This window comes from Polaribacter sp. NJDZ03 (assembly GCF_019263805.1).
Lineage (GTDB): Bacteria > Bacteroidota > Bacteroidia > Flavobacteriales > Flavobacteriaceae > Polaribacter.
In genome coordinates this window covers 3864087-3876049 of record NZ_CP079195.1, presented here as the reverse complement: position 1 = coordinate 3876049, position 11963 = coordinate 3864087, and the positions used below count along the sequence as shown (strand labels likewise).

The 11963-nt window shown below is 31.1% G+C and carries 13 protein-coding genes; 7 read left to right on the top strand and 6 right to left on the bottom strand.

Going from position 1 to position 11963, the window contains the following annotated elements; translation table 11 throughout:
* The first annotated feature begins 1 nt into the window (after position 1).
* From KV700_RS16300 to KV700_RS16280, 5 genes are all read left to right on the top strand, one after another.
* Positions 2-310, top strand: coding sequence for a 2Fe-2S iron-sulfur cluster-binding protein (locus tag KV700_RS16300; protein WP_166382834.1), 309 nt, complete (start codon positions 2-4; stop codon positions 308-310).
* A gap of 6 nt (positions 311-316) precedes the next feature.
* The gene (locus KV700_RS16295) at positions 317-1558 is read left to right on the top strand and encodes an NAD(P)/FAD-dependent oxidoreductase (RefSeq protein WP_166382832.1); all 1242 of its coding nucleotides are present in this window, start codon (positions 317-319) and stop codon (positions 1556-1558) included.
* An 11-nt stretch (positions 1559-1569) separates the two neighbouring features.
* Positions 1570-2682 (top strand): Zn-dependent alcohol dehydrogenase, encoded by a 1113-nt coding sequence (locus tag KV700_RS16290; RefSeq protein ID WP_218598538.1) that lies wholly within the window; start codon positions 1570-1572, stop codon positions 2680-2682.
* 1 nt (position 2683) lies between these two features.
* Entirely contained in the window at positions 2684-3481 is a 798-nt protein-coding gene (locus tag KV700_RS16285) for an alpha/beta hydrolase family protein (RefSeq protein ID WP_166382828.1), read from the top strand.
* Positions 3482-3553: 72 nt separating this feature from the next.
* Complete coding sequence (locus tag KV700_RS16280) at positions 3554-4456, top strand: IS1595 family transposase (protein ID WP_165734421.1); 903 nt, start codon at positions 3554-3556, stop codon at positions 4454-4456.
* A gap of 123 nt (positions 4457-4579) precedes the next feature.
* Here the strand turns inward: KV700_RS16280 and KV700_RS16275 are convergent, their stop codons facing one another.
* The 3 genes from KV700_RS16275 to KV700_RS16260 form a co-directional block, all read right to left on the bottom strand.
* Positions 4580-5407 (bottom strand): HNH endonuclease, encoded by an 828-nt coding sequence (locus KV700_RS16275; RefSeq protein ID WP_218598537.1) that lies wholly within the window; start codon positions 5405-5407, stop codon positions 4580-4582.
* 25 nt (positions 5408-5432) lie between these two features.
* Positions 5433-6680, bottom strand: coding sequence for a restriction endonuclease subunit S (locus KV700_RS16270; protein WP_218598536.1), 1248 nt, complete (start codon positions 6678-6680; stop codon positions 5433-5435).
* A gap of 186 nt (positions 6681-6866) precedes the next feature.
* A complete protein-coding gene (locus KV700_RS16260) occupies positions 6867-7691 on the bottom strand; it encodes a class I SAM-dependent DNA methyltransferase (RefSeq protein ID WP_218598535.1) in 825 nt (274 codons plus the stop codon).
* 57 nt (positions 7692-7748) lie between these two features.
* On the opposite strand from KV700_RS16260, the gene KV700_RS16255 reads away from it, so the two are divergent.
* Together KV700_RS16255 and KV700_RS16250 are read left to right on the top strand one after the other, a co-directional pair.
* Complete coding sequence (locus KV700_RS16255) at positions 7749-8099, top strand: transposase (protein WP_218597728.1); 351 nt, start codon at positions 7749-7751, stop codon at positions 8097-8099.
* A gap of 127 nt (positions 8100-8226) precedes the next feature.
* A complete protein-coding gene (locus KV700_RS16250) occupies positions 8227-9075 on the top strand; it encodes a transposase (RefSeq protein ID WP_218598260.1) in 849 nt (282 codons plus the stop codon).
* Here the strand turns inward: KV700_RS16250 and KV700_RS16245 are convergent.
* The 3 genes from KV700_RS16245 to KV700_RS16235 form a co-directional block, all read right to left on the bottom strand.
* A complete protein-coding gene (locus KV700_RS16245) occupies positions 9072-9500 on the bottom strand; it encodes a type I restriction-modification system subunit M N-terminal domain-containing protein (protein ID WP_218598534.1) in 429 nt (142 codons plus the stop codon). The genes KV700_RS16250 and KV700_RS16245 overlap by 4 nt on opposite strands.
* 64 nt (positions 9501-9564) lie before the next feature.
* On the bottom strand, positions 9565-9915 hold the full coding sequence (locus KV700_RS16240; protein WP_218598533.1) for a hypothetical protein: 351 nt from the start codon (positions 9913-9915) through the stop codon (positions 9565-9567).
* Between the two features lie 858 nt (positions 9916-10773).
* A complete protein-coding gene (locus KV700_RS16235) occupies positions 10774-11955 on the bottom strand; it encodes a PNGase F N-terminal domain-containing protein (RefSeq protein WP_218598532.1) in 1182 nt (393 codons plus the stop codon).
* Positions 11956-11963: the final 8 nt, after the last annotated feature.

The window sequence follows — 11963 nt, the reverse complement described above, 5'->3', positions numbered from 1 at the left end:
AATGGCAAAAATAACATTTATAACAGCAGACAACGAATCAATAACTGTTGAAGGTACTTCTGGTTCAGTAATGGAATTAGCAGTAAATAATAACATAAAAGGAATAGATGGAGATTGTGGTGGTGTTTGCTCCTGCGCTACATGTCATGTACATGTTGAACCAGAATTTGTAGCAAAAACAGGGCAAGCAGAAGAACTAGAAAATGATATGTTAGAATTTGATGATTTAACAAACGAATACAGTCGTCTTTCTTGTCAGCTTCAAGTAAGTGAAGATTTAGATGGAGTTGTTTTTAAAGTTGCAAAATAAATTTTGATGTTAGATACAGCGAATCAAGTTTGTGTAGTTATTGGAGCAAGTCATGCAGGTGTTAATTTTGCTTTCAATTTAAGAAAAGAAGGTTGGCAAGGAGAAGTTATATTATTTGATTCAGATCCAAATATTCCATATCACAGACCTCCATTATCAAAATCTTACATCATCGATGGAGATTTAAATAGCAACCTTTTAAAACCGCTTGAAAGCTATAAAAAAGACAACATCACTTTAAAATTAGGGGTAAAAGTTTCTTCAATTAATAGAAATAACAGAACAATTTCTATTGAAAATAAAGGAACTCAAAAATATGATAAATTAGTAATAGCAACAGGTGCAAGACCATTTATTCCACCAATTTCTGGAATAGATTCTGCCGCCAATTTATTTCCTATGAGAACAGCTAATGATGCAATAGAAATAAAAAAAGCTATTGATTCATCAGAAAAAAAGCGAGTAATCATTATTGGTGGAGGTTATATTGGTCTTGAAACTGCAGCGTCATTAAAAAAGACAGGTGCATCAGTAACAGTTTTAGAGAGAGAAGAACGTATTTTAGCTAGAGTTACCGCTCCAGTTATGTCAGATTATTTTATGGAATTACATCAACAAAATGATGTTCAAATTCTTACAAATAACAATGTCTCTTTTATAAAAACTGAGAACGGTCTGAATACTATTTTTTGTGATAATGAAACTTCTTTTGAAGCAGACATTGTCATTGTCGGTGTTGGTATTAGAGTAAATACTGAACTTGCTGATACTGCTGGTTTAGAAATTGAACAAGGAATTAAAGTCAATGAATTCTCACAAACAAATGACGAGAATATTTATGCTATTGGTGATTGTACTTTTCATTACAACCCACACTACAAAAGATATCTACGTTTAGAATCTGTTCAAAATGCGGTAGATCAAAGTAAAGTTGCAGCGGCATCAATTTGCGATAAACAACTTGTTTATGACACGATTCCCTGGTTTTGGTCAGATCAATATGATGTAAAACTACAAATGGTTGGTTTATCAAATGGGTATAATGATGTGATTGTTAGAAAAGAAGAAACGGAAAACACTAGTTTTTCTGTTTGGTATTTTAAAGATGATGCATTATTAGCTGTAGATGCAATAAACAATGGAAAAGCCTTTGTTTTAGGTACAAGATTTATCAAAGGGAAACAAAAAATTAATAAAACGAAGTTGGTTGATGTTTCAATACCAATGAAACCTACAACATTTTTATAAAAAATAAATTTATGAGTATACAATCTAAATCTGCAATTGCAAAAGGGGATGGTTCTTTTATTATTGACACGATAACAATCTCAGACCCAAAAGGGGATGAGATTATTGTAAAAATAAAAGCTGCTGGTTTATGTCACACAGATCACGATTCTTTAAACTGGGGAAAACCAATTATTTTAGGTCATGAAGGTGCAGGAATTATAGAAAAAATTGGCGCCGATATTACCGATTTTAAAATAGGTGACAAAGTTATTTTAAACTGGGCAACACCTTGTATGAAATGTTTTCAATGTCAAGAAGGCAACCAGCATATTTGTGAAAATAATTCACCTGTAACTGCTGGTGGAAATGGTTATACTCCTGGTCATGCACATTTAGAAGGCTCTAAGTGGAATAATCAACCTATAGAACGTTCTTTTAATATTGGTACGTTGGCAGAATATGCTTTGGTAAAAGAATCTGCTTGTGTAAAATTAGAAAGCGAAATGCCAATGCCTTCAGCAAGTATAATTAGTTGTGGAGTAATGACAGGTTACGGTTCTGCTGTAAATACAGCGAAAGTTACTGCCGGAAGTTCTGCCGTAATTTTAGGAACTGGAGGTGTTGGTTTAAACGTAATTCAAGGTGCTAGAATATCTGGAGCAGCAAAAATAATTGCCATTGATATTAATGCTGAACGTTTAGAAATGGCAAAACAATTTGGAGCAACCCATACTATTCTAGCAAATAAAAATGATATTGGATTGATGAAAGCATCAGAAGAAGTAAAGAAGTTAACAGAAGGAAGAGGTGCTGATTTTGCTTTTGAGTGTACTGCTATTCCTGCTTTAGGCGCTGCTCCTTTAGCGATGATCAGAAATGCTGGAACCGCTGTTCAAGTTAGTGGAATTGAAGAAACGATTAATATTGACATGAACCTTTTTGAATGGGATAAAATTTACATCAATCCATTATACGGGAAATGTAGACCACAAATAGATTTTCCGAAATTGGTGAATTTATATGATAAAGGCGATTTATTATTAGACGAAATGATTACCAGAACATATCCTTTAGAAGAATTACAACAGGCTTTTGATGATATGTTAGCGGGTAAAAATGCAAAAGGTGTAATTGTATTTTAATATGAAAAGTAGCTTTAAAACCGTAGAACTTTCAGATTTAAACTTTGAATCTCAAGGATTAAGATTCTTAACCGTAAAAACGCCTAATTTAAAAGGAAGAGGAGACATTTGCCTATATGTTCCAGAAGTTGATAATTTTGATAACCTTCCTATTTACATCTTATTACATGGTGTTTATGGAAGTGCTTGGATTTGGGCAATGAAAGGTGGTGCGCATGTAACTACAGAAAAACTAATTAAAAATAACACGATTAAACCTGCGATTATTGCAATGCCTTCTGATGGACTTTGGGGAGATGGTTCTGCATATTTTTCTCATCATCAAAAACAATTTGATAATTGGATTGTAAATGATGTGATTACTGCAATAAAAGAAAATATTCCTGAAGCAAAAAACTCAACTTCTACTTGCATAGGTGGTTTGTCTATGGGCGGTTATGGTGCTTTATCTTTAGGCGGAAGATTTCCTGAAAAATTTAAAGCAATTTCTGGACATAGTTCTATTACAAAACTAGAACAAATGCAACTGTTTACAGATGATTCTTTAGACGAATATCTAAAGGAAAGTAAAACGTCAAATTTAATAGATATTTTAAAGAAAAATAAAACAAGCTTACCTCCTATTCGTTTTGATTGTGGTGTTAATGATTCTTTATTTGAAGCTAATAAATTACTTCATAAAGAACTTATAAAGGAAAATATCCCCCATAATTTTGAAGAATTTAAAGGCGGACACGAATGGTCTTATTGGATAGAGCATTTAGAAAAAACATTACTTTTTTTTGATAAATTGGTTTAAAAAAATCTTACATATAAGATTATTGAGTTAGTCATTTAGTTTCCGTATCTTATAGCTTTAAAACATTGATATATGGATAATTTTGAAGGTCAAGATATACTAAACTTTATAAAAGAACTACCAAATGATGAAGCCTGTAAAGCTTATTTATCAAAAATAAAATGGCAGGATGGTTTTAAATGTAGTAAATGTGGACATACAAAAGGTTGTGAAAAAGCTGGATATAATTATCACTGTTATGCTTGCCATCATGTAGAAAGTGCTACTGCAAATACACTTTTTCATAAAGTTAAATTTGGATTGCAAAAAGCGTTTTGTGTTGCTTTTGAAATGAGCACAAATAGTAAAAGTACTTCAAGTATTCAAATGGGTAAACGCTTTAGTATTCGTCAAGGAACTGCATGGTATTTTATGCAAAAAGTTCGTAAAGCAATGAAAAGTAGTCAAAAATATCCTCTAGAAACCTTAATTCATGTTGATGAGTTTACTGTTGGAGGAAAAGAAGAAGGAAAACAAGGTAGGAGTTACGATACAAAAAAGAAAAAAGCCGTAATTGCAGTAGAATTAACAGATAACAATAAGGTGAAAAGAGTTTACATTAAATCTATAAACGACTATTCTGCAAAATCATTAACACCAATTTTTGAAGAACACATAAGTAAATCTGCTAAAATAATAACAGATAAATGGAGAGGATATGAACCTTTGAAAGAAGTTTATAACATTGAGCAAATCTATAGTAATAATGGTGCTAACTTTAAACAATTACATGTCATGATTATGCAAGTTAAGTCTTGGCTTAGAGCAATACCAACTCATGTAAGTAAATGGCATATTCAAGCTTATTTTGATGAATTTTGTTTTAGAATTAATAGATCTCAATTTCAGAAAAGTATATTTCATAAAACAATTGAAAGAATGGTAGTTGCCAAACCAGTTTATCAAAATCAAATAAAACAGAAGCTAAACGTATAACTCAATTAAATTATTTAAACATTCATCACTAATCTCCAAACTATCCTTATCTATAACACCACTCATTAAAAGTACTTACGAACCAAATTATTAATAGATAATATTAGAAATTCATATCAACTATTAAAATTCAGGATAATCACTTTTATCTTTTGGCAATTGTATTTCCTTACCATTATACTTCCAATATTCCGATTCTTTTAAAGAAGAATGAACTTCAATCTTAAAGTCAGCAGAAATATGAATTAAACTTTTTTCGTAATTACAAGAATCAAATAAGTCGTGAATATCTGATCGTAATAAAATGCCGTTTGTTACTGTACTTGTATGTGCTCCAGAATAAGGTTGAATATGAGCTGCTTCTAAAATTTCTAAAACTTCACATCCAGTTACGGCACAAGTATTATCGTAAGCCTTTAAAAGTTCTTTTCTAAACTTTGATTGACCTAAACGCTTTTTTACTTTTTGATAAGTGTATTCTAGATCTTCTTCATTTAATTCAGTATCTATTAAAACATCAAGAGAGTTTTTAAATAGTTTTTCTAAATCGAAATCCTTAGAATAGAATAATAACTTTTTAGTACTATTTCCTCCTGTAGAAGATTTACTTTGTCCTGATTGCTTTATAGACTTTTTTATATCCTTTAAGAAATCTTCGAAACTTATTAATTTACTTAGATCTATTTTGAAATCACCATCAATTAAAATTTTGCGTTCACTTGTCGTTGTATAGTTTGAAGAATTAGAAGCAACATAAATTTCTAAATCTGAAACTTTAGCATTCTGTATTTTTTTTAGAACATAAGCTAATAATAGACTGTGTTCTGGGTTTCTATAATTATCAGATCCTTTTGTTCCTCCACGTGATTCTATAATCAATCCTTTCAGGACTATCTTTTTCTCTAAACCATAGTTTAGTTTCGCATCAAATTCTGTTTTAATTTCTTTCATTTTTTTCTTTTTTCTTTTATTTTTTTTACAAACTCTCCACAACTTGTCCTGAGCTTGACGAAGGATCCACCAAACCACTCATTAAACGTGGTAACAAAATATCTCGCGCTTCTTTTAAGTGTTGGTTTTGGTTGTATAGAATTTCAATTAAATCATATTTTGGTGAAATTTGTTTTTCAAACTCTAGTAAAATATCCTTTGATGGTTTTTTGAATTTAATACCTTGAATTATCCCTTGACTAATATTTTCTTGAGCAGCTCCCATTCTGAAATTCAAAATATATTCCTTTTGATTTAACAGAAATTGATGTAGAAAGTATGATTTATAAATATCATCTTTTACTAAAAAACCACAGCAAGCTTGATTAGTAGAAGCTTCAAAAGTTAAGAATGTAGTTTCTCCAATAGTATTTCCATACATAGCTAATAAAACTGTTTTCTTCGGAAATAATTTAGCAGATGATTTTGACAAACCTAATTTTGTGATCTTCTGTTCAGAATCTATCAAGATAAAATTTTTAAGCTCACCTGTTCTTACCCAAGGAATTGTCCCATTTTCATAATACTCTGATTCCTTTTTTCTACTTGGTGTTCCGCCTGAAGAAGTTTTTGCAAACTCTCCTAAAGTTGAAATCTCCCACCCAAAAGGCAAACCACTAACCACATCAATCTCCACATTCTCATAACCAGGAAATTTAAAACGTACAAACCACTCTTCATAGGTTTGTTGTGCTTGTTCTTCTAATAATTTGATGCGTTTAAGGTTGTTTTCTATTAAATCATCATAAGCCGATAAAATGGCTACTATTTTGCGTTGGGTTTTTATTGGTGGAATAGTAACTTTTGCATCAGCAATATCATTTGCACTTACAGCTGGATAATTTGCTCCTTTTTCAACAGAAACTAAATATGATGTAAAAGAATCTTCAGAAACTATATAATATAAATATCTTGAATCTATCTTTTCTTCAATCGGAGATAATATTGCAAATCCTGTTGAAACTACTGTGTTCTCTGGAAAATCATTTAAATAACAATAAGTTTTATTTCCAGGTCTTACAGTTGCAATAATTGAATCATTTTTAATTGGTATTCTTTTAGCTCTTGATGGTGCATCATTTTTAGAAATATTATTACTAAAATCTACATTTCCAGAACCAACAGATGAAATATCTAAATACGTAATGTCTTCAAAACTAAAATTCTTATTAATATTTTTATTATTAATATTACAAACATCTCCTAACTTAATTTGTTTCCAACCTTCCATCATAACTTCACCGATTGAATTTGATCCATTAAACTATTGGCTTCGGTGTTTAGTTGTGCTAATTCGGTATGTATTTCTTGCATTCTGCCTTTGTAGTCAAAATCCATATCAATATCAATCTTAACACCAACGTAACGTCCTGGAGTAAGGCTGTAATCTTGTGCTGCAATTTCTTCTAGAGAAGCTATTTTACATAAGCTTTCTATGTCTTGGTATTTTCCCTTTTGGGAAATGTTGGGTTAGCCAGTTATTTGCATCATGAGATTGCTTCGTGCCTCGCAATGACGGTTCTTTTTGCAATGACGGTTCGTTGGTGCGAAAAGCATCCATAATAGCAGTTAAACCTTCTAATTGGTCGTCGCTAAACTCGTTAATAGTTGTGCTTACTTTTTTAAAGGTGTTACGCGCATCTATCATTAAAACTTTGTCTTTGTTTTCTGCTTTTTTTCCTTTGTTAAAAAACCAAACATGACAAGGTAAACTTCGTGTGTAAAAGAAATTGTTGCTTATAGCTACAATACATTCAACATCACCAGACTCAATTAGTTTTTGGCGGATTAGTTTTTCGGCATTTCCTGCATCGGTTGCAGAACTTGCCATAACAAAACCTGCTCTTCCTGTTTCATTTAAATAACTATGAAAATACTGCATCCACAAATAGTTACCATTGCTAATGGTGCCTTTTCCTGTAAGTGGTGCGCCAAAAGGTAAACGTTCGTCGTCTGCTAGAAACTTATTTTTCGCATCAATTTTATCGACATTAAAAGGCGGATTTGCCATGACAAAATCGCACTTTCCAGTTAAGTGATGCGGATTGTTATAAAAACTATTGGCTTCTATAATTTTGCCTTCTATACCATGTATGGCAAGGTTCATTTTTGCCAAACGGGTATTGTTGCTTTTTAATTCTGTACCATAAACGGTAATCGCCTCGTTAACGCTTTTGTTTTCATGGTCTTTTATAAAATGAGCGGTTTGCACAAACATACCACCAGAACCCTCTTGGATCAACACAAAAAGTTGTGGAGTAAAATAAAAAGGAAGAACTTTGACTTTTAAATTACTTCTATTTTGGATACTTCAATTGAGCTTATTAAATTATTACTACCAGAAATACTTGTTAACTATTTTAAACTTACCAAACACGAAGTTAAAAATGAAGAACTCCATTTCTATTTCACTGAGTTAAACACAATTCCTGAAGAATTTAAAACACTTAAATTAAGCTCTAAAGGATTTTTTCCAGAAGCCACTATTCAAGATTTTCCTATTCGAGGTAAAAACGTTTTTCTACATGTTATTAGAAGGCGTTGGATTGATGATAATTCTAAAAAATTAGTGATAAGAGATTGGCAGTTAGTAGCAAAAGGCACTAGAATTACTAGTGAATTTGCTGCTTTTTTAAAACAAATCAGTCTGTAATAATGCTACAAGTACATCTGTTGTAGCAACCTTTTACGGAGTAAGCCCTAGAAACTTACAGAGACAATACAAAGATTATTTAAGTGATTTTAAGCAATGGAACCAAAAACCACATGCTGAACAATGGTTGCTTTTTCCTGAAAATACTGGAAGCTATCTTTCCATAGATGAAACAGCATTTTCTAATGGAGATTTATATACTATCGTGACTAATAAAAATGCGAATGGAAAAAAAGGTGCTTTACTGGCCATGATTAAAGGCACTAAAGCAGAAGATGTTATTAGAATCCTTAATAAAATCTCTTTAAAACAACGAAAAAAAGTAAAAGAAGTAACCTTAGACATGGCAGCAAACATGGGGTTAATCGTTAAAAAATCATTTCCAAAAGCAGTACTAGTTATAGATCGATTTCATGTGCAAAAATTAGCTTTAGATGCTTTGCAAGAAATTAGAATTAAACATCGTTGGGAAGCAATAGATAAAGATAACGACGCCATAGAAAATGCTAGAAACAACTCCTTAAAATATGTTCCTAAACTACTACCAAATGGAGATACTCTAAAACAATTATTAGCTAGAAGTAGATACCTATTGTATAAATCTAGTAACAAATGGACTAACTCCCAACAAGAAAGAGCTGAAATACTTTTTAAAACTTATCCAGATATAGAAAAGGCATACAATTTATGTCAAAACTTATCCTGGATTTACAATCAAACAAAAGATAAAACCGTTGCCTTAACTAGACTTGCTAAATGGGATGAAAATGTAAGACAAGCGAAGTTTAAAAGCTTTAATACCATTGCTAGAACAATGTCTATACATTATCAGAATATACTCAACTATTTTGACAATAGAAGTACAAATGCTTCTGCAGAATCGTTTAATGCTAAAATAAAAGCATTTAGAGCACAATTTAGAGGTGTTAGAAACATCAAATTTTTCCTTTTTAGACTCTCAAATATTTATGCCTAATTTCTAAATCCCACAACTTTTGGACTTGATCCAAACTCTTGGTAGCTTTTTGGCAAAATACCCGCTAAATCTGGATATTCGGCTTCAATAAGCTTCATAGCATTGTTAATGGCTTCGGCTATGTTTTCGCCTTCAGGCAAACCTGCTAAGTAATCATACTTTGCTTTTTCGGGAATAAACATAGCGCCTTGTCCTGCAAAATCGTCTTTATTGGCTGCTCGTTTTTTTCCTGTACGCGGATTTATTGGTAAGCTGTTTTGCACTTCAACCTTAGCATCTTCGTATCTGTTTTGTGCAAAACGTAAGAGTACTAAACCTAATAATGGGTCTTTGTATTCGCCTGCTGTTAATTTAGAGTTTGCTCTAAGATCATCGGCTGCGTCCCAAAGTTCGGTTTCTAATTGTTTTATATTGGTTTGGTTCATTTCTATTTTTTATGCTATTGCGGAATAGCCGTATTGTTAGTTTTGTACTTGAAAGGAAATTTTGTTAATCACCTCCAAAAACACTGTCGTAGCTCATAGAATCTTCATCAAAATCATCATCATGGCGATCTGGAAACATACGATCTAACTCTTCTTCTGGATCAAATTCTTGAGAATTTTTTACAAACTTTTCTATTTTTTTAATTAGTTTTTCTAGTTTATCTAATTCCATAGAAGCAGGTACTTCTTCTGTGGAAACAAAATTGTACTTCGGATGTTTTTCTGCTTGTTGATATAAGTAATCCGTATCAAACTTTATTTCTTCAATTAAATGATAGAATTCTCTTTCTTCAATGTCAGATTTTTTTTCTTTTAATTTATTGAATGCTTTTTGATGATTTTCGAAGTATGTCATTTGTTTTTTTGCGCAATTTAAAATACAGATACGCCAAAACATGACGTATTTAAGAAACTATTTAGTTTTCTTTTTCGGAAAATTAAAAGTAGTAAATTCCATTGGTATTTGATTACGGTTTCCCATAATTATGTAAAACTATAATTAGCATAAAATAGCCTAAAAATGCTTACTTACTATTTTAAAAACCAAATAAACTCATAACCAGATAGCTACATTTACATTCATTAAAATCAACAGTAAAAAAAGATCAAATATAATTTTGAAAAACTACGCTTTTATTTATTGAAACCAAATTAGTCTTTGGCTTTTCTTCTGTTGGTTAGAAGCCCTACTCCACAGCTATCTAAATAAAATAGTCACCCTGTTTTTTTTATAATAAATTCAGAAATAGCAACTTTTTACTTTTTTTGATAATTTACATTAGATTGATCTATAATTATTATTCCTCACCATTTTTAAAATCGCATCATCTGCAAGCTCTTTTGTATATACCATTAAGTAATCACAGTTTATACAATGTCTTCACGTTAAATTTGCAACCTCTAACTTATCTCAATCTATTTAATACAAGCAATTCATTCTCTTTACAATTTATACGTTTTTTTTATTGAAAGCCTTTCATTTTCTTCAAACCTAATGAGAATAAACGAAACAAAGGTTTTGAGACTCCTTTTTGGCTATTAAGTCAGTTTTGTTAATTTTTTATATCATTTAAACAAAGAACAATGCAACTGCCATAAAGAACAAGTTACGATGTATGAGCTAAAAAAGCATACAAATAAGAAAATCAGCTAATTATCAATATAAAATGATAACTAACTGATTCTAAAAAATGACAACTTTTAAAATACTACTTTATTCGTATGTTAAATATGCAGAAACTAACCAATGATTTAATTTATCTCCGTCTACTGGTGTAGCAGCAATTTTTATTTTTAATGTGTGATCTCCCGCTTTTAAATCTCCTAAATTAACAACCATAGGCTTTACAAAAGAGCCTGGACACCAATTAGATCTAGATAAATCTGATGAAGCAATACGTTCTTCAATTTCTTTAACTTGATAAGAATGAGTTTTAGAATCTATATAAGATGCAGAATCTTTTCTAATCCAAACGCCAGAAGTAGGGTTAAATCTTCTAAATGAAGCACAATCATCTCTCCAAGGAATGGTATCTAAAACCAATTTGTTGTTAAAAAACACACTATTCTTAATTTTGATAAATTCATCACCACCACTATGCCCTCCATGACCTGTTGTAATATAATGTAATTTTACATTTTTTGCATTCTTTTTTAAATGTATAGACTGCTCTAAATTATTATGAGCGAAATTGTCTGGTATTTGCTGTCCGCCTACATAAGGTATTGTATTCACCAAAGGCAATACAGATACTTTTTGCTGTTTTCTATTAGAGTACGTTAGTTCTAAGTCAAATTCATATCCTTCTGCTGTCCAAGTATCAATCCAAACACCAACGTAAAATGTACCTGTTACTAAACTCTCTAAATCTGTAATGTCATTTTCCCAAACTACTTGTTTTTCCCAACTTGGTATGTATACTGGTCTTCTATATTTTACTTTATTATCGCTGTAATACCCTACTCCAAAAGGAGTCATAAATCGCATTAGTTCTACAACAGGATTGTAATTTGTTCCTTTTACAAAACCGGCATATTTACCATCGATATAAGAATCTTTTGGAAAATCATTCTTTTTTTCTGTAACAGAAAGTATAGATAGTTTTTTTGGATCACTTACTACAAAACAAGAACCAGATTTATCCCAACGATCACCATTTGAGCGTACAGTTATTTTTATTTTTACGTCTGTTCCTTTTTTAAACTCTGGAATGCTTACTTTTTTATACACCAATCTTCCGCTCATTAAGCTTACTGCCTCTGAGTCTGTACCTTTTTCGCCACCAAAATTTAAAACTTGTTTATTAAATACATTAATTTTAGTAATATTTTCTTGCGCAAACAAATTAACACAAAGCACTAATAAACCGATTGTTATACTATTTTTAAACTTCATTTTATTCT

What these genes read in the sequence shown, in the direction of transcription:
- KV700_RS16300 (WP_166382834.1), top strand. Translation starts at nt 2, where the DNA reads ATGGCAAAAATAACATTTATAACAGCAGACAACGAATCAATAACTGTT.
- KV700_RS16295 (WP_166382832.1), top strand. Translation starts at nt 317, where the DNA reads ATGTTAGATACAGCGAATCAAGTTTGTGTAGTTATTGGAGCAAGTCAT.
- KV700_RS16290 (WP_218598538.1), top strand. Translation starts at nt 1,570, where the DNA reads ATGAGTATACAATCTAAATCTGCAATTGCAAAAGGGGATGGTTCTTTT.
- KV700_RS16285 (WP_166382828.1), top strand. Translation starts at nt 2,684, where the DNA reads ATGAAAAGTAGCTTTAAAACCGTAGAACTTTCAGATTTAAACTTTGAA.
- KV700_RS16280 (WP_165734421.1), top strand. Translation starts at nt 3,554, where the DNA reads ATGGATAATTTTGAAGGTCAAGATATACTAAACTTTATAAAAGAACTA.
- KV700_RS16275 (WP_218598537.1), bottom strand. Translation starts at nt 5,407, where the DNA reads ATGAAAGAAATTAAAACAGAATTTGATGCGAAACTAAACTATGGTTTA.
- KV700_RS16270 (WP_218598536.1), bottom strand. Translation starts at nt 6,680, where the DNA reads ATGATGGAAGGTTGGAAACAAATTAAGTTAGGAGATGTTTGTAATATT.
- KV700_RS16245 (WP_218598534.1), bottom strand. Translation starts at nt 9,500, where the DNA reads ATGAACCAAACCAATATAAAACAATTAGAAACCGAACTTTGGGACGCA.
- KV700_RS16240 (WP_218598533.1), bottom strand. Translation starts at nt 9,915, where the DNA reads ATGACATACTTCGAAAATCATCAAAAAGCATTCAATAAATTAAAAGAA.
- KV700_RS16235 (WP_218598532.1), bottom strand. Translation starts at nt 11,955, where the DNA reads ATGAAGTTTAAAAATAGTATAACAATCGGTTTATTAGTGCTTTGTGTT.